15 protein-coding genes are annotated in these 17,320 nt (G+C 73.1%); 7 read left to right on the top strand and 8 right to left on the bottom strand.

From position 1 onward, the window contains the following. Window positions 1-3: 3 nt before the first annotated feature. Window positions 4-1,152 carry an acyl-protein synthase gene (locus ACFY04_RS08085; protein WP_314242387.1) on the top strand — a complete coding sequence of 383 codons (1,149 nt, stop codon included), beginning with the start codon at window positions 4-6 and terminating at the stop codon, window positions 1,150-1,152. Next, entirely contained in the window at window positions 1,149-3,686 is a 2,538-nt protein-coding gene (locus ACFY04_RS08080) for an acyl-CoA reductase (RefSeq protein ID WP_389114917.1), read from the top strand. Before ACFY04_RS08085 ends, ACFY04_RS08080 begins: the two co-directional genes overlap by 4 nt. Window positions 3,687-3,750: 64 nt before the next feature. On the opposite strand, the gene ACFY04_RS08075 is transcribed toward ACFY04_RS08080, so the two are convergent. Together ACFY04_RS08075 and ACFY04_RS08070 are read right to left on the bottom strand one after the other, a co-directional pair. Then, window positions 3,751-6,483 carry a DNRLRE domain-containing protein gene (locus ACFY04_RS08075; RefSeq protein ID WP_389114915.1) on the bottom strand — a complete coding sequence of 911 codons (2,733 nt, stop codon included), beginning with the start codon at window positions 6,481-6,483 and terminating at the stop codon, window positions 3,751-3,753. Between the two features lie 184 nt (window positions 6,484-6,667). After that, window positions 6,668-7,255 (bottom strand): helix-turn-helix domain-containing protein, encoded by a 588-nt coding sequence (locus ACFY04_RS08070; RefSeq protein WP_389114914.1) that lies wholly within the window; start codon window positions 7,253-7,255, stop codon window positions 6,668-6,670. Between the two features lie 77 nt (window positions 7,256-7,332). On the opposite strand from ACFY04_RS08070, the gene ACFY04_RS08065 reads away from it, so the two are divergent. After that, on the top strand, window positions 7,333-8,892 hold the full coding sequence (locus tag ACFY04_RS08065) for an MFS transporter (protein ID WP_389114912.1): 1,560 nt from the start codon (window positions 7,333-7,335) through the stop codon (window positions 8,890-8,892). On the opposite strand, the gene ACFY04_RS08060 is transcribed toward ACFY04_RS08065, so the two are convergent. Continuing rightward, complete coding sequence (locus ACFY04_RS08060; RefSeq protein ID WP_389114911.1) at window positions 8,816-10,750, bottom strand: glycoside hydrolase family 5 protein; 1,935 nt, start codon at window positions 10,748-10,750, stop codon at window positions 8,816-8,818. The two genes, ACFY04_RS08065 and ACFY04_RS08060, sit on opposite strands and share 77 nt — an antisense overlap. 259 nt (window positions 10,751-11,009) lie before the next feature. On the opposite strand from ACFY04_RS08060, the gene ACFY04_RS08055 reads away from it, so the two are divergent. Next, window positions 11,010-11,318, top strand: coding sequence for a hypothetical protein (locus ACFY04_RS08055; RefSeq protein ID WP_189742644.1), 309 nt, complete (start codon window positions 11,010-11,012; stop codon window positions 11,316-11,318). A 142-nt stretch (window positions 11,319-11,460) separates the two neighbouring features. Beyond that, entirely contained in the window at window positions 11,461-11,922 is a 462-nt protein-coding gene (locus ACFY04_RS08050; RefSeq protein WP_189742646.1) for a Crp/Fnr family transcriptional regulator, read from the top strand. A gap of 34 nt (window positions 11,923-11,956) precedes the next feature. Here ACFY04_RS08050 and ACFY04_RS08045 read toward each other — a convergent pair whose 3' ends face one another. Next, entirely contained in the window at window positions 11,957-12,580 is a 624-nt protein-coding gene (locus tag ACFY04_RS08045) for an ATP-binding cassette domain-containing protein (RefSeq protein ID WP_389114909.1), read from the bottom strand. A gap of 329 nt (window positions 12,581-12,909) precedes the next feature. Here ACFY04_RS08045 and ACFY04_RS08040 point away from each other — a divergent pair, with 329 nt between their 5' ends. Further along, complete coding sequence (locus tag ACFY04_RS08040) at window positions 12,910-13,353, top strand: SSI family serine proteinase inhibitor (RefSeq protein ID WP_314241600.1); 444 nt, start codon at window positions 12,910-12,912, stop codon at window positions 13,351-13,353. Between the two features lie 178 nt (window positions 13,354-13,531). Here the strand turns inward: ACFY04_RS08040 and ACFY04_RS08035 are convergent, their stop codons facing one another. Genes ACFY04_RS08035 through ACFY04_RS08025 form a run of 3 tightly spaced genes read right to left on the bottom strand, consistent with a single transcriptional unit; the run spans window position 13,532 to window position 15,792 of the window. Next, on the bottom strand, window positions 13,532-14,374 hold the full coding sequence (locus tag ACFY04_RS08035) for a GNAT family N-acetyltransferase (RefSeq protein ID WP_389114908.1): 843 nt from the start codon (window positions 14,372-14,374) through the stop codon (window positions 13,532-13,534). After that, window positions 14,371-15,321, bottom strand: coding sequence for an ATP-grasp domain-containing protein (locus ACFY04_RS08030; RefSeq protein ID WP_389114907.1), 951 nt, complete (start codon window positions 15,319-15,321; stop codon window positions 14,371-14,373). The genes ACFY04_RS08035 and ACFY04_RS08030 overlap by 4 nt, the downstream gene beginning before the upstream one ends. A 42-nt stretch (window positions 15,322-15,363) precedes the next feature. Further along, window positions 15,364-15,792 (bottom strand): hypothetical protein, encoded by a 429-nt coding sequence (locus ACFY04_RS08025; RefSeq protein ID WP_389114906.1) that lies wholly within the window; start codon window positions 15,790-15,792, stop codon window positions 15,364-15,366. A 152-nt stretch (window positions 15,793-15,944) separates the two neighbouring features. Here ACFY04_RS08025 and ACFY04_RS08020 point away from each other — a divergent pair, with 152 nt between their 5' ends. Further along, window positions 15,945-16,673 (top strand): NAD-dependent deacetylase, encoded by a 729-nt coding sequence (locus tag ACFY04_RS08020; protein ID WP_389114904.1) that lies wholly within the window; start codon window positions 15,945-15,947, stop codon window positions 16,671-16,673. Window positions 16,674-16,735: 62 nt separating this feature from the next. On the opposite strand, the gene ACFY04_RS08015 is transcribed toward ACFY04_RS08020, so the two are convergent. Then, window positions 16,736-17,236: a VOC family protein gene (locus ACFY04_RS08015; protein WP_389114903.1), complete on the bottom strand. Its 501-nt coding sequence runs from the start codon at window positions 17,234-17,236 to the stop codon at window positions 16,736-16,738. Window positions 17,237-17,320: the final 84 nt, after the last annotated feature.

Below are 17,320 nucleotides of genomic sequence, written 5' to 3'. Positions count from 1 at the left end.
CCCATGAACCCCCATCTTGCGCCGGTCTCCGTACCCGACCCGGCCCTGCTGCCGCACGTACAGGAGCTGTGCGACCTGACGGACCCGTACGCCTTCGGGCCCGAGCAGGACGAACTGTTCGCCGCGGCCATGGCGGAGACCAACGCCTGGCACACCGAGCGCTCCGCGTTCTTCCGCTCCCTGTACGAGGCCACTCCCCCGGCCGAGCCGTACCGTACGCCGCTCGTCCACGCGAACTTCTTCAAGCGGCACGAGGTGCTCTCCGTCCCCCGCGAGGACGTCGAGCTGCACCTGACCTCCTCCGGTACCACCGGCCAGAAGTCGCAGATGTTCTTCGACCGGTGGACCATCCGCTCCGCCCAGCGCATGGTCGCCCGGATCTTCGAGCGCAACGGCTGGATCACCCCCGACCAGGAGGTCAACTACCTCCTCTACAGCTACGAGCCGGCCCCCTCGCTGAACCTCGGGACCGCCTTCACCGACAACTACCTGTGCGACTTCGCCCCCGCGCGCAGCGTCGCGTACGCGCTGCGCAACACCGGCGGCGAGCACGAGTTCGACCCCTTCGGCTGCATCGCCGCACTGCGCCGCTTCGAGCAGGAGGACGCCCCGGTCCGCATCCTCGGCTTCCCGGCCTTCCTCTTCTTCACCCTGGAGCGGATGCGGGCCATGGGGCTGCCTCCGCTGCGCCTGCCCGAGGGCTCCCTTGTCGTCCTCGGCGGCGGCTGGAAGGGGCACGCCGACCGGCGCATCGGCAAGGAGGAGCTGTACTCCCGGGTCACCGAGCAGCTCGGCATTCCGGGTGAGCGGATCCGCGACACCTTCGGGTCGGTCGAGCACTGCATCCCGTACATCGAGTGCGACCACCACCGGCTGCACGCCCCCGTCTGGTCGCGGGTGACGATCCGGTCCACCCGCACGCTCGAACCCCTGCCCTACGGGGAGCGGGGCTACCTGCACCTCGTGTCGCCGTACATCACCTCGGTGCCGGCGCAGAGCGTGGTCATGGGCGACCTCGCCTCGCTCCGGCCCGGCAGCGCATGCGGGTGCGAGCTGGAGACCCCCTGGTTCACCGTGCACGGCCGTGCCGGGGTGAGCCGCAACCGCAGCTGCGCGGTGGCCGCAGCGGAACTGATGAAGGGAATGGCGTGACCGTGAGCGTGCACCACCACTACTGGCAGGGCGAGTTCATCGGCGACGAGGAGGCGGGCCGGCGGCTCGCCGGACTGCCGGCCGCCGTCGAGACCGCGCTCGCGGAGAGCCTGGAGACCGAGACCGTCCTGGCCGCGTGCGACGCCCTCGCCACCGCACTGTGCGACCCCGGCCATCCCGTACGGGCCCGGCTCGCCGCGCACCTGCCCGAGGGTGAGGACCCGGCCGTCCTGGCCGAGCTGGGCGGCCTCCTCGGCCGGCGGGAGCTGACCCGCAAGCTGCGCCGGGAGCTCGGCAGCGCGACTCCCGGCCGGCTGAACCGGGCGGATCCGCGCGAGACGGTCTACGAGGCGTGGGCGCCCGTCGGCCTGGTCGCCCACATCGCTCCGGGCAATGCCGCGACGGTCGCGCCGCTGAGCATCGTCGAGGGCCTGCTCGCCGGCAACGTCAACGTGCTCAAGACCAGCAGCGACGACACCCTCCTGACCCAGCAGCTGATGGCGGAGCTCGCGGCCCTGGACCCCAGCGGCGCACTGGCCGCGCGGATCGTCGTCCTGCGCTTCCCCTCCTCCCGGGAGGAGTGGCTGCGCCTGATGTGCGCGCCCGCGGACGCCGTCGCCGTCTGGGGCGGGGAAGCGGCCGTCGAAGGGGTGGCGGCGCATGTGCCGGCCGGCTGCCGGCTGGTGGAGTGGGGGCACCGGGTCTCCTTCGCGTACCTGACGGCCGACGCCTGGTCGGACGCCCGCACGCTCGACGCCCTGGCGGACGACGTCTGCCTGCACGAGCAGGAGGCGTGCTCCAGCCCGCAGGTGGTCTATCTCGACACCGAGGACGAGGACGAGGTCTTCGGCTTCGCCGAGCGTTTCGCCGCGGTCCTCGCCGCCCGGCCGCCGGCGACGGCGGCGGCGGCGGGCGCTGCGGCCGGCACTGCGGCCGGCGAGCCGGACCCGGCGGAGGCAGCCGAGCTGACCACCACCGAGCTGATGGCCCGGCTGGAGGAACACCTTGGCCTGACCCGGGTGTTCGCCGCTCCCGACGGCTCGTGGCGGGTCATGGCCGACACCCGGTCCCCGCTGACCGCCTCGCCGCTGCACCGCAGCGTGTGGGTCAAGCCGCTGCCCCGCAAGCGGCTGATCGCCACCCTGCGGCCGATGCGCCGCTATCTGCAGACGGCGGGCCTCGCGGGCAGCGCGACGGACATCGCCGAGCTCTCCCGCACCGCCCTGGCCGCGGGCGTCACCCGGGTCACGCCGGTCGGCGCCATGCTGGAGAGCTACGCGGGTGAGCCGCACGACGGGGTCTACGCCCTGCAGCGCTACAGCCGCCGCGTCGCGGTCCAGGCCGATCCGGCCCGGTTCGCCACCACCGCCTGCCTGGACGACCTGGTCCGGCCCGTGGTGCTGCCGCTTCCCGCGGGACCGCTGCTGGGCAAGGAGGACGTACAGGAGCCGGCCCGCCGGCTGGCGCGGGCCGATGCCGAGCTGTACTTCCGCAGCGGCGGCAGTACCGGCGCGCCGGCGCTGTCGGTCTTCAGCTACGACGACTACGACACGCAGATGCACGCCGCCGCCCGCGGCCTGCTGGCCGCCGGCTACGACCCGGCCTCGGACCGGACCGCCAACCTGTTCTACTGCGGCGCCATGTACGGCAGCTTCATCAGCTTCTTCTCCGTGCTGGAACGGCTCGGCGGCGTGCAGTTGCCGCTGTCGGCGGGCCCCGACCACCGGGCCACGGCCCAGGCGCTGATCGACCACGGGGCCGACACCCTCTTCGGTATGCCTTCCTACCTGTGGCAGCTGCTGCACGCGGAGGAGGACGCGCTGCGCGCGTACGGAGGCCTGCGCAAGGTGTTCTACGGCGGCGAGCACTTCACCGAGGAGCAGCAGCGCACCCTGAAGGACACCTTCGGCATCGTGGCCGTCCGCTCGATCACCTACGGCAGCACCGACCTCGGCCCGCTGGGCTACCAGTGCACCGAGAGCTCCGGCGGGGTCCACCACCTGCACGCCGACCTCCACACGATGGAGATCCTGGACCTGGCCGAGGACCGCCCGGTGGTCCCGGGCGAGACGGGCCGGCTGGTCTTCACCACGCACGCCCGGCGCGGCCAGCAGCTGGGCCGGTACGTGATCGGTGACCTCGGCCGGGAGGTCCCGGGCCGCTGTCCGTGCGGACGGCACGCACCGCGCTTCGAGCTGCGGGGGCGCACCGGCGACGTGATGCGGGTGGCGACGTACTTCCTGAACCACCGTCGCTTCCTGGACCTGGCCGAGGAACACGGCGGCCACCGGGGCGAGTTGCAGATCCGGCTCGACTCCGCCGACGCGCGCGAGCTGCTGACCGTACGGGTGGAGCGGGCCGCGGCAACGGATCCCGAGCGGCTGCGGGAGGTCTTCCTGGCCGGCTACCCGGAGCTGCGGTCGGCGGTGACGGAGCGGCTGCTGGAGCTCGCGGTCGAGGCGGTGGACGGCGCGTCGCTGGACCGCAGTCCGACGAGCGGCAAGCTCCTCGCCGTGGTGGACGCGCGCGGCTGAGACGAGAGGGGCGCGGGGCAGCCGTCAGGCTGTCCCGCGCCCCCTTGTCCATCGGGCCGTCAGGTCACGGCGCGCCGAAGGTGAGCGTCAGCTGCGGCGTCCCTTCGTTCGCCTGAGCCTCGGAGGACCACAGCCACAGGGCGTCCGTACCGGTGCTGCTGAGCGCCAGGCCGTAGCTGCCGCCGAGCGCCGCCGCGACGCTCGCGGTGGTCAGCCCGGTGGTGTGCACCGCCGAACCGTCCGGGATCCCGGCGAAGATGCCGAGCGCCGGACCGCCCAGCGCGGGGCGGTTGTTGTACGTGGTCCCGCCTTCGCTCCACGAACCGGTGACCGGGACGACCGAGACGGTGTCCGTGGTGCCGGCGCCGCTCTGCGTGCTCGTCTTCACGCTGAGCGCGGCCGACTTCAGCACCGTGCCGGCGGGCGCGGCGGGCAGGTCGAAGCGCAGGTAGCTCGCGTAGAACGAGGTGCCGCGCACGGCGAGCGATCCCGAGGTGCCGTAGGTGGTGGCGGGCGCCCCCGCGTTGGCGTAGGTGTCCTCCGCGGCGGTCACCTGGACCACCGAGTCGGCCGGGGCGGTGGCGAGGGCGTAGTGGTTCTGTACCTGCGCGGCGCTGAGCACCGTCGGATAGACGGCGGTCTCGTCGAGCCGGCCCGCCCAGTACTCGCTCGTCGGACGGTCGGGCCAGCCGCCGAGGCTGTCGCCGCCGGCGTGCCAGTAGCCCGAGAAGTTCTCGTGGGTGGTGACGGCGAGGGTGCCCTTCTGGGCGCCGTCCACGTAGAGGGTCATCCCGCCGGGGCCCTGGGTGGCGACGACGTGGTGCCACTGGTTGTCGTTGTAGGAGCCCGGGGTGGTGATGGTGCGGGTGGCTCCGGTGTAGACGCCGTAGACCAGCCGGCCGTTGTTGGTCATGTAGATGTGCTTGTCGTACTGACTGCTGCCGCGGGTCTGGTTGTTTCCGAAGCCGATGAGCTTGCCGCCCCGGGTGGTGTCCGTCCTGAACCAGGTCTCGATGGTGTAGGCGCCGCCCACGGTCTGCCGCGTGTCCCCGTACACCTGGGTGTCCGTGCCGTTGAAGCCGATCGCCGTGCTCGCGCCGGACACCGCGCCGGGCGTCTGCCGCAGGGCGGGGGCGTTCAGGTGCGTGCCGCTCCGGTTGCCGCCGGCCGAGGAGTCGGCGGCGAAGGGCAGGGCCGATTCGTCGTAGCGCCAGTACTGCTGGGCTCCGTCGGCGCGGACCTGGTTCGGGTAGCCCTCCACCGTGGTCGGGACGGTCACGCTCGCCGTCGCGGACAGCGCGCTGGTGTTGCCGGCCGCGTCGGTGGCCGTCACCCGGTAGGTGTACGACTGGCCCGCCGCCGCGGTGGTGTCGGTCCAGGAGGCCTGCGGCCGCTTGAAGAACAGCGAGTCGGCGGTGACCGTGGCGAGGGGCGTGGCCGCGCCGTTCCGGTAGATCCGGTAGGTCAGCGCGCTGTCGTCGAGGTCGAGGCTGGTGCGCCAGCGCACCTGGACCTCACCGGGCCTGAAGCTGACCGCGCTCGCCACGGGCACGGTGGGTGCGCCGGTGTCCCCGGTGGAGGCGAACCGCGTCAGGCTCTGCTGCGCCGCGCCGTTGACGGTGGTGAACTCCCCGCCGACCCACAGGTACTGCACGCCGCCCTTGGAGCCGACCGCCATCACGCGCGGCCCGATGCCCTCGCCGATGCCGTCGTTGGTGTCGGGGGCCCAGCCGAGCTTGCCGGTGCCGCTGGTGGGCTGGGCCAGCAGGTGGTGGCGCTGGCCGTCGGGGAACTCGCCGACGCTGGAGCAGTCGTGGGCGTGCGAGGCGCTGTAGAGCACGTTCTGGTAGGGCAGTACGGCCTGGGTGGCGCCGAGGCAGGTGTCGCGCCAGCGCTGGCCGAAGTCGCCGAGGTTGAGGGCGATGCGGCCGTCGAAGACCCCGCCGCCCGTGCCCTCGTTGGCGGTGTAGAAGCCGGTGGCGTCGGTCGCGATGTCCTTGACCACGGAGTTGGTCTCGATGAATCCGGCGTACGACTTGGTGAGCGCGCCGCTCGTCGCGTCGACGACGGCCAGCGCGTGGGTGTTCGTACCGTTGACGGTGAAGAAGTCGCCGCCGAGGACCACGTTGTTGCCGTCGGGGGTGACCTCGACGGCCCGCCCGGGCTCGTCGGCGTCGGCGGTGAAGGGCTTCAGGGCGCCGTCGGCCGCGCCGACGGCGGCGAAGCGCTGACGCGGCTGGCCGGCGACGCTGAGGAAGTCGCCGCCCGCGTAGACGGTGTCGCCGGTGACGGCGAGGGCGCGGACGGTGGCCGCGAAGGCGGGGCGGAATCCCTGTTTCACGGTGCAGCTCGCCACGTCGACGGCGGCGAGGCTGGAGACGGGGGTGCCGTTGACGGCACCGAAGTAGCCGCCCACGTACAGGGTCGCCTTGTCCGGCGAGAGGGTGAGCGCGCGGACCGTGGCGCTGCCCGAGCCGACGGTGAAGGACAGCTCGCAGGAGGTCGGGGCGCCGGTCGCCGCGTCGAGCGCGACGAAGTTCACGGCCGACCGCTCGCTTCCGGAACCTCCGGCGGGCGGGCGCACGGTGGAGAAGGTGCCGCCGACGAAGACCTGGCCGGCCGCCTCGGCGAGGGCCCAGACGACGCCGTCGGGCTGCCAGGTGGCCAGCGGGTCGGCGGTGAACGCGACGGGCGGGGTGATCGCCGCCGCCTGCGTGGCGAGGCCGAGGCCCACCCCCAGGGCGGTGCCGGCCAGGGACAGGGCGAGAGCGGCCGCCGGCCCTCGGGATCTACGCATGAATCCCCCAGTTCGGTGTGCGGTACGGCCGTAGGGTGCGGCCGGGTGAGTCATGGCCGAAAACCACCGAACAGCAGTCCACAGCCGTGCCTACGGGCGCACCCTAGAGCGATTCGCGGCTCGATTCATCCCACTTGACGTATCGGATGCGAAAGAACGCCGGCCCGGCACACCTGCCCCGCCGTCACGCGCGGGGCTTCGCCCGGACGTGCATGCGCTCGCCCTGCCGCCCGAAGAGGCTGAGGATCTCCACCGGCCGCCCGTCCGCGCTGGTGAACCAGTGGGGCAGCCGGGTGTCGAACTCGGCCGCCTCGCCGGGGCCGAGGACCAGGTCGTGCTCGGCGAGGACGAGGCGCAGCCGGCCCTCCAGCACGTACAGCCACTCGTAGCCCTCGTGCGTCCGCGGATCCGGCTCGCCGCCCCGGTCGGGGATGAGCATCTTGTACGCCTGGAGGGGACCCGGGCCCCGGGTCAGCGGGACGGCCGTGCCGCCGTTCGGAAGGGTGCGGGGGGTCAGCCGCACCCGGGGGTCCCCCACTTCGGGAGCGCCCACCAGGTCGTCCAGGGGCACTTGGTACGCGGCCGCGAGCGGCAGCAGCAGTTCCAGGCTGGGGCGGCGCTGCCCGGACTCCAGCCGGGACAGGGTGCTCTTCGAGATGCCGGTCGTCTCGGAGAGCGCGGCCAGGGTGAGACCGCGCCGGGCGCGCAGCCGTCTGAGCCGGGGGGCGACCTCGTCGAGGATTGCCCGGTGGGGGGATGGCTTGTCGTCCATACGGCCATTGCATCCGGCCGTCCCGGAAACGGCAACAAGGTTTGCCGTCCGCCATCCGGCGCCCGCACCCTCCGGGCATGAGCCCACGCAGTCCACGCAGTCCACGCAGTCCACGCAGTCCACACCGTGATTCCGCGACCGGACCCCGGCAGCGCCGCACCACCGGCGAGGACGGCGCAGCCGCCGGCGCGCGCCGGCCCTCGGTCCGGTGGGCGCTCGCCGGTCTCTCCCTCTCCGTGCTGCTGTCCTCGCTCGGCACCGGCATCGCCCACGTCGGCCTGCCGACCCTGGCGCAGGTGTTCTCCGCGTCGTTCCAGCAGGTCCAGTGGATCGTCCTCGCCTATCTCCTCGCCGTCACCACCCTGGTCGTGGGTGTCGGACGCCTCGGCGACCTCGTCGGCCGCCGGCGGCTGCTCCTGGCGGGAATCTCCTTGTTCACCGCGGCCTCCGTGCTGTGCGCCGCCGCGCCCACGCTCTGGCTGCTGGTCTGCGCCCGGGCGGCGCAGGGCCTGGGAGCCGCCGTGATGACGGCGCTCACCATGGCGTTCGTCGGTGAGACGGTCCCGAAGGAGCGGACGGGCAGCGCCATGGGGCTGCTCGGCACGATGTCCGCGGTGGGCACCGCTCTCGGTCCGTCGCTGGGCGGGGCCCTGCTCGCCGGGTTCGGCTGGCGGGCGCTCTTCCTCGTCAACGCGCCGCTGGGCATCGCGGCGTTCCTGCTCGCCCACCGCCATCTGCCCGCCGACCGGCGGGAAAGCGGGGTCACCCGGGACCGCTTCGACCACCTGGGGACGCTGCTGCTCGCGCTGACGCTCGCTGCCTACGCGCTCGCGATGACCCTCGGCGGCGGCCGTTTCGGCCCGCTCAACACGGGTCTGCTGCTGGCCGCCGCCTGCGGGGTCGCCCTCTTCGTACGCGCCGAGGCGAGAGCGGCCTCCCCCTTGATCCGACGGGAGCTCCTCCGCGATCCGGTGACCGGTGCAGGCCTCGCCTCGAGCGCGCTCGTGTCGACGGTGATGATGGCGACGCTGGTGGTCGGGCCGTTCTACCTCTCCCGGACGCTCGGGCTCGACGAGGCCCCGGTCGGGCTCGTCCTGTCGGCCGGCCCGCTGGTCGCCGCGGTGACCGGGATGCCCGCCGGGCGCCTCGCGGACCGGTTCGGCGCGCAGCGCATGACCCTGCTCGGGCTCCTGGCGATGACGGCCGGGGCCGTCACCCTGTCCATGACTCCGGCTTCGCTCGGAGTCCTCGGGTACGTCGTCCCGCTCGCCGTCGTGACCGCCGGCTACGCGGTGTTCCAGACGGCCAACAACACCGCCGTCATGGCGGACGTCGGCCCGGACCGGCGGGGCGTCGTCTCCGGCATGCTGGGCCTCTCGCGCAATCTCGGTCTCGTCACCGGTGCGTCCCTCATGGGCGCCGTGTTCGCGCACGCGTCGGCGACGGCCGACATCGCCTCGGCGCCCGCCGGGGCCGTGGCCACCGGGATGCGGTTCACCTTCCTGGTCGCGGCGGTCCTGATCCTCGTCGCGCTCGCCGCCGTCGCCGCGGCGGGCCGTGTCAGCCGGCGGCCGGACCCGGCAGGGGACGGCACAGCAGCGCGGCCGGGGAGGGGCGGGTGGCGGCGCGGGTGGTGAAGGCGATGCCCGCCGCGTACTCGGTGGACAGGCACTGGCCCTTGTAGTTCCCGTAGCCGAAGTCGCCGCCGGGGCCGCCCGCCGGGCGGTTGTCGCCGCGGTCGAACCACACCGTCCGGCCGCCTGTGGGAAGCGCCGTACGGGCCGGGGCGCACAGCGCCGCCGAGACCCGCTCGCCGCGCAGGCTGTACCCGGTCAGGAACTGGCCGGCCGGGCACTGGAACTTGGTGTACCCGGTGGCCCAGTCGCCGCCCGCCGGGACGTATCCCTCGTCGCGGACCACGGTGTGCCCGCCCGTCGGGGCGCGCAGGTCGGAGGTGGTGCACAGGCCGCGGCCGCCGGTGTGGGCGAGCCCGGTGAGGCGGGCACCGTCGGGGCAGACCGCCTTGCGGGCCCCGCTGTCCCAGTCCCCGGTGGCCCGGGTGCTCAGCGAGGCGTTGTGGTCGCGGTGGTCCGTGGTCAGCTGGTACCAGGCGGGGGTGGCGGGGACCGGTCCGGTGCGGCCGGGGGTGGTGGTGAGCGGGGACCAGCGGGCGGTGCGCCAGTCCCCCGGGTCCAGGACGCCGGAGCGGCGGCCGGTCGCGTCGTAGCGCAGGAGCGCCCAGGTGTCGCCGCCCGGGGTGCCCTGGGCGGTGGCGCTCCAGCCGACGAGGGGCCAGTACGCGAAGTCGGCGTCGGAGCGCGTCAGGTACCCGGTGAGCCGGTCGAACCAGGCGCGCGGGGCGGTGCCGCTCTCGTCGGCCCCGATGCCGAACTCGCTGATCCACACGGGGGCGGTGAAGTGCGTGCCGGTCTCCGCGGACACGAAGAAGGCCTGGTCGTAGAGGGTCTGTTCGAGCTCGGCCGCGGTCATGTCCTGGTAGCGGAGGTCGCTGGTCTCGCCGATGCCGGTCGCGCCGCTGTGCCGGGGGCCGGTGTAGCCGTAGAAGTGGGCGGAGTAGACCAGCTTGTTCGAGGTGACCAGGGTGTGGGAGAGCGTGCGTACGGGGGTGAGGGTGGGGCGGCCGTGCGGGAAGCCGTCCACGGGAAGGCCGAACCAGTTGATGCCCTCGACGACGATCAGCAGCTGGGGGTTGGCCTCCGTGAGGATGCGGTCGGCGGCCTCCTGGGCGGCCGCGTGCCAGTCGTGGTTGTCGCCGAGGCCCCAGTTGGGGTCGTCGAAGACGTCGCGGCGGACCTCGTTGTAGAGATCGGCGCCGACCACGCGCGCGTTGTCACGGTAACGGCGGGCGAGGAAGACCCAGTCGTCGGCCCACTGGGCGGTGGAGCGGCCGCTGTTCCAGCGCTCGTTGCCGTCGAGGCCGCAGCACCAACGGGTGGTGACGGTGTGGTTGTTGAGGATGACGGCGAAACCGGCGTCGGTGAGGGCGGCGACCACGGCGTCGTAGACCTGGAGGGGCGTACGTCCGCGCAGGGCCGGATTGGCGGCGACGGCGGAGTCCGGGACGGGGGCGGTGTCGCGCAGCATCTCGTTGGAGAAGGGCAGCCGGATGCTGTTGAGCCCCGCGGCCCGGAAGTCGGCGAGCAGGGTGGGCAGCGGGACCCGGTCCAGGCCGATCGGGATGCCGTGGGCGTTCTGCCCGCTGTGGTGCGTGGCGGGGTCGTCGCGGTCGCCCGAGCCGTTCCAGGATCCCTGGGCTCCGTCCCAGTTCCCGGAGCGCAGGCGGAAGCGGTTGCCCTGCGCGTCGACGATGTACCGGCCGCGGGTGGACAGCGGCGGGGTCCAGGCCTCGGCGCTGCCCGTGGCGGCCGCGGGCGGCGGGGCGGCGGCGGCGTGAGCGGGCTGTGCGGACGGCGCCGACAGGGCGCCGGCCACCAGCAGGAGGGCGCACAGGACCGCGCGTAACAGGCTCTTCATCTCGCTCCTGCCGGAAATCGGCCGTCCCGGCGGGCGGCTGCCGCGGGCAGGTTACCGGTGGGTCGCTTCCGGGGGAAGGCGAATGCGGGACGCTTTCCGGCGCGGTCGGCCGACGGCCGGCCCCGGACGGCGCGCCCGCCGGATTCAGCCGGTCGGCGCCCGATCACGCACCGTCACCCTGACGAAACGGCCCCGCGCGGGGCCGCTCCCCTCTACCGTGCCCTGAGGTGATGTGGCACGGCACCGGAGGGCGGGGCGGATGGACGACGACGAAGACATGCGGCTGGCGGGAATGACGCCGGAGATCTCCCGCCGCACCCTCACCCTGCTGCGCGGTCTGGCGGGCCTCGAACCGCCCGAGCAGGTCCCCGAGGAGGCCATGGTCGTCGCCGACGCGGTCCTGGCCGAGCACGGCACCGACGGACTCCGGGTGCTGGTGATGACACTGGCGGCCTGGGCGACGGCCCAGATCGAGAATGTCGCCGAGCTGAGCGGGCGCAGCCACGAGGCCGTCCTCGACGCCATGGAGCTGGCCTGCCTGGAGGCGAATGCCGAGGACACCCCCTGAGCCCTGGGGCACAGAAGGGCTCTGGAGTCCCGTTCCCGGACCGGGCGCGGAAGAAACCGTGTCCGGTCCGGCCGCGATTCGGCGGGCTTCGGCGACACTGGGAGAGCAGGAGCGTCGTGGGGGGTCGTGATCGGAGGCCGTCGTGAGCACACCTTCCCCCATCCGGATCGCCGCCGTCCTGTCCACCGAGCACCGTGGGCGGCTGATGTCCCAGGCCCGTGAGGTCAATTTCCCGGAGAGCGCGCGCATCTTCGACGAGGGCACCCGGGCGGATTCCTTCTGGATCGTGCGTTCCGGCACCGTGACCCTGGAAATCCCCGTCGCCGGCCGCCGGCCCGCGCCCGTGGAGAGCCTCGGCCCCGGTGAGCTGGTGGGCTGGTCCTGGCTGTTCCCGCCGTACGTGTGGCAGCTCGGCGCGGAGGCGATGACGCCGGTACGGGCGTACGAGTTCGACGCCGCGACCGTCCGGATGCTGATGGACGCCGATCCCACCTTCGGCTCCGCGATCGGGCACTGGGTCGGGCGCGTGCTCGCGATGCGCCTGCAGCAGACCCGCACCCGCCTGCTGGAGCTGTACGCGCCCCGCCTCAGCAGCACCGCCTGAGCGGCCTTTGGCCCTTGCCCTTGGCCCTCAGCCCTCAGTCACGCACGCACGCCATCTCGACCGCCCTGCGCCGCAGGCACAGCGCGGCCGGGACGACCGCTGAGACCACCGCCACGGCCGCGCAGGCGCCGGACGTCGCCCCGAGGGCGCCCCACGGGATGATCAGGGCGCTCCTGACGTCCAGGAGGCCCGGTGCGGCCCGGACCCCGGCCAGGTTCAGGGCGGCGACCAGGGTCCCCGTGACCGTGCCGACGAGGACGACCAGCAGGGACTCCCCCGCCACCAGCCGCAGGACCTGCCACCGGGTGGCGCCGGCCAGCCGCAGTGGCAGGGCGACGTTCTGTTCGGCGGTCAGGGCGGGCAGCAGGTTGAAGGCCTGGAAGACGAAGCCGATGCGGTCGCGGCGCAGCAGGGTCAGCCGGGTCTCGCCGAGCCCGCCGAGTTCGGTGCCGCCCACCCGCACACTGCCGGAGGTGGGCCGGTCGAGTCCTGCCGCGCACTGCAGCAGGGTGGACTTGCCGGAGCCGGAGGGGCCCATGACGGCCGTGAAGGTGCCCCGGGGGAAGTCGGGGGAGACCCGGTCGAGGGCGGTGACGCCCCGGTCGCCCGCTCCGAAGACCCGGGTGACGTCCTTGAGTTGGATCGCGTCGTTTTCCATGCCCCCCAGCCAACCGTCGCGGGCGGCGCGGCACAGCGGGCCCAGGCCGTGTCCCCGGGGTGGGGCCGGCCCTACCCCTGGAGGGGGGTCCAGACCCCGTCCCGGCAGATCACGGGCGTGGCGCGGCAGGTTTCGGGGAGGTGTCCCGGTCGGTGTTCGGCCGATTCGGCGGCCCGTTCCCGCACAGGTCAGCTCGCGCGCACGGCTGCGGTCTGCAGTCATTCGTACACGATCGGTGACGAAAAATGGGGGTCCGAACGGGCGTTCAGGGCTCGGGTCGGCAAGACTGCGTCCGCTATCCGAAACACCAACCCAAGGGAGTGTTCGAAATGCGGTCCATCGCAAAGGGTCTCGGGCTCGGTTCCGCCGCCATGGCGCTCACCGCGCTCACCGCGCTGGCCTGGCCGGGTACGGCCGGAGCCGCACCGACCGGGACGGAGAGCCTGTACGCGCCGTCCGCGCTGGTGCTCAGCGTGACGGCCGGGCCCGATGCCGACACGGGCACGGTCATGCGCGCGGTGACCCTCGTCTGCTCGCCGGCGCCCGGCGGGACGCACCCGAACCCGGCCGCGGCGTGCGCCGAGTTACGTGCGAACGGCTCGCAGCTCGACCCGCTCGCCGCACCGGCCGCCGACGCCGTCTGTACCAGGGAGTGGAACCCGATGACGGTGTCGGCCGTCGGGGTGTGGCAGGGCCGTCGGCTCAGCTACACGTACACCTTCGCCAATCCGTGCGGCCTGCGAAACACCTCCGGCGTGCTGTTCGGTTTCTGACCCCTCGTGAAGCGGTGGGCCGGGCGGCGCCGTGCGACCGCCGTCCGGCCCGGCTCACAGGTCTCACAGGGGGTTGCCGCCGTCCATGTTGAGGGCGTGCCCGGGCCGGAAGAACCGCTTGGGCAGCGATCGGGGCACGTGAGTCCAGGACCGATCCACCGTCAACACGGCTGAATCCTCATCCCAGTTCGAGACTGGTCACCCCGAAGAGCTCCGTCAGGGCGAGGCCCGGTGCCGGGCCGGTGTACATCCGCGCCGTCTCGAAGGCCGGGGCCAGGCCGAGGCGTTCGAAGAGCGCGCCGGCCGCCGGGTTGGCGTCCGGTACGTCCACGGACACCAGCCCGTCGGGGGCGTGCCGGGCCAGCCCGCGCAGCAGAGCCGCCGCCACCTCCGGGGTGGCCGCGTAGAGCGGGCCGATCCGGTGGGCGGCACTGGAGGGGCGGATCACACCGAGGCCCTCGATGCGGCCGTCCCGGACCGCGGCCAGCGCGGTGCGGCCGGGCAGCCCGGTCCAGGCGGACAGGAAGGCGTCCCGCGGCGCGGGGAAGAACCGCCGGTCGTAGGCGGCGAGCCGGCCGAAGGGCAGGGTGCCCGCGTCCACGATCTCGACCGCGCCGTCGTCGCCGCCCTGCGGGGTGCCTTCGTAGCGGAAGTTGTTCCATGCCCGACGGAAGCCTGATTTACGGTAGTTGTCCTGCTGGTCGACGACCCCGTCCAGGCCCACGAGCCGCCCGTCGAGCCGTTCCATCCCGGCGTGCCACAGCCGGATGCCGTAGCCCTGGCCGCGGACGGCCGGCCGGGCGATGTAGAAGCCGATGAAGCCGAAGCCTCCGCCGTACCGCACGGCGGAGATACAGGCCACCGGCTCGCCGTCCAGCCGCCCGATGAGGAACCCCTCCGGGTCGGCGACCGCGAAGGCGAACCGGTCCGAGTCCCCCGGATTCCAGCCCTCCTCGTCGGCCCAGTCGCGGATCAGCTTCATGTCGGCGGCGCTCGCCCCGGCGATCTGGAATCCCGTCATGCCGGTGTTGTACCAGATGGGGCCGGTGTGCGCAGCGGTGCCTGATCGGCCGTCAGGAGACCTGCGACCGCGGCTTGATCGGCCTCCCGGTGCAGGTCGCTGACCTGGCCGTCCCCGACTTCGACGACCCGCCAGACCCCGTCCGCGCGCAGTGCGAGGTCGGTGGTCACGAAGGGACAGCCCAGCGCCTCGACAGCCGCCCGGACCCGTTCGAGGGCCGGTTCGAGGGCCGCTTCCGGGACTTCTGCGACCGGGCTGTCGGGGTGGGCGGTGACCAGCCGGGGCACCCCGTCCCGCCACCACACCCGTATCTCCGCGGCCGCCGCCTCCGGCGTGACGAAGTGCTCGAAGGCCCGCACCACCACCCCGCCCGCCAGGAACTCGCCCTGCAGTTCGACGAAGCGGGCGACGACGCGCTGCAGCGCGGCCGGGTCGGCGAGGTCGGGCACGTAGCAGGCCTCGTCCCACTCGTGCTTGCGGGACTTCACGTAGTCCTTGACGACGGCGGCTCCCGGCGGCAGGCCCGCCGCGAGGGCCGCGAGCCCCTCCCGGTCCGGAACCGCCCCCGGCCCCGCCGGCAACCAGCCGCTGACCGGGGTCAGGCCCGCGAAGGTCTCGTACCAGCCGGGGAGTTCGTGCGCCCGGCGGTACGCCTCCGGGGTGACGACGAGCTCGCCACCGCGCCGGCGCAGGGCCGCGTCCAGTGCGGCGTACCGGTCGGCGGGGATCATCCAGCCCCGGTACCAGACGGCTCCGGTCCCGTCCGGCACGCGTGCGACGGCCCGCTCGGCGTCCCCGGCGAGCAGCGCGTCGTGGTCGATGAGCAGGGCCGTGCCGCCGGCGGCACGCAACTGCCGGGCCTCCGCCGCGAAATGGGCGTCGGCCCGGCGCTCGTTCAACGGGTCTCGGCAGTAGAGGACGGTGGTGGTCGCGGTTGTCGTAGCCATGCGCCCACCCTATGAACAGCCGCGTCGGTCACCGTACGGATTTCAGCCCGCGCAGATCACGTCGTCGAGCCGGATGGGGTTGGAGTCGAGGCGCACGTACGCGGTGAAGGTGTCGGTGGTGCCCGAGGCCCAGTGGGTGGTCACGGTGGCCCAGCCCACCGAGGCGGTCTTCGCCACGGTGACCGCGCCGACGCTGATGTCCTGCGGCTCGTCGTTGGCGCAGAGCAGGACGTCGAGCTCCTCATTGACCTGCTGTCTCTCTTTGAGGATCTGCGAGACCTGGTTCTCCCGGTCCTGCACGGAGGGACCGTGGTCACCGTAGAAGCCGATGAGGAAGTCGCTGATCTGGGCGGCGGTGTGTCCCTTCCCCGCGGAGGCTGCGGGCGCGGCGAGGGCGGGAACGGACGGCATGACCGGCAGCGCGAGCAGGGTCAGCAGCAGGGCACCGAGGCGGTACGGCTTGAGCATCATGTCCGGTCTTGTACCCGCCGGGCCGGTGGATCGGGAGGGCGGGGCCCGGATCTCACTCCTGTGGGGGGCGGGATTCACCGCAGAAACGACCCTCCGGCCGGTGCGCGGAAATGTGCTCGCGGGCGGCCCTCACCCGTACGTAGGGTCAATGCATGGGGAAGCCACTTGTCGCAGTGTTCAGCGGGGCCGGAATGTCCACCGACTCCGGAATTCCGGACTACCGGGGGCCCCAGGGGCTGTGGCGGCAGGATCCCGACGCCGAGAAGCTCGTGACGTATTCGTACTACATGGCCGATCCGGAGATCCGGCGCCGCTCCTGGCTGATGCGCGCCGGGATCGGCGCGCTCGGAGCACAGCCGAACGCCGCGCACCTGGCCGTGGCGGAGCTGGAGCGCGGCGGCACCCCGGTGCGGGTGATCACCCAGAACGTGGACGGGCTGCACCAGCTCGCCGGGATGCCCGACCGCAAGGTGTTCGAGCTGCACGGCAGCGCCCGGTCGGTGGTGTGCACGGCCTGCCACGCCCGGTCGGGCATGGACGAGGCGCTGGCCAGGGTGGCCGCCGGGGAGCCGGATCCCGCCTGCCTGGTGTGCGGCGGGATCCTCAAGTCGGCGACCGTGATGTTCGGCCAGCGGCTCGACCCCGAGGTGCTGGGGCAGGCGATGGCCGTGGCCAAGGGGTGCCAGGTCTTCATCGCCGTCGGGTCGACCCTGCAGGTACAGCCCGCCGCGTCGCTCGCCGGGATGGCCGCGGAGGCCGGGGCCCGGCTGATCATCGTGAACGCGGAGGAGACCCCGTACGACCCACTGGCCGACGAGATCGTCCGGGAGCCGATCGGCATCGCCCTGCCGGCCCTGCTGGCCAGGTTCGCCGCGCCTTAGCCCTGGCCTTGGCCCTGGCCTTGGCCTTGGCCTTGGCCCGAGCTCTGGCTCTGGCTCTGGCCCTAGCCCTGGCCCTGGCACTGGCCCGCGTCCGCCGCCCGGCGCATTTCCGCCACGTCCAGCTTCTTCATCTGCATCATGGCGGCGGTGGCCCGGGCGGCCCGTCCGGGGTCCGGGTCGGCGATCAGGTCGATGGCGCCCGGCGGGATGACCTGCCAGGACACACCGAACCTGTCCTTGACCCAGCCGCAGACGCCCTCCTCGCCGCCGTCGCCGGTCAGCGCGTCCCAGTAGTAGTCCGCCTCCGCCTCGTCGGCGCAGCGGATCTGGAAGGAAATCGCCTCGGTGAAGGGGAACTGCGGCCCGCCGTTCAGGCCGATGAACTGCTGGCCGTTGATCTCGAACTCCACGACCATCACGGAGTCGGCCTGGCCGGGGCCCGCCTCCGTGTACCGGCCGATCCGGCCGAGCTTGCCGTCCTTGAAGACGGACAGGTAGTAGTCGGCGGCCGCTTCCGCGTTGCCGTCGAACCACAGACACGTGGTGAATCCGTTGCCGCTCATCTCTGCCTCCGGGCCGGTGGGTGGACGGTGGACACCGTCCCTCACATACAGACCGGCCCCGGACCCGAAATTCATCGGTGGGTC

This window comes from Streptomyces sp. NPDC001549 (genome assembly GCF_042894025.1).
Lineage (GTDB): Bacteria > Actinomycetota > Actinomycetes > Streptomycetales > Streptomycetaceae > Streptomyces > Streptomyces kutzneri.
Note: the sequence above shows the minus strand (reverse complement) of the source record. Positions and strands in the feature narration are given on the sequence as shown.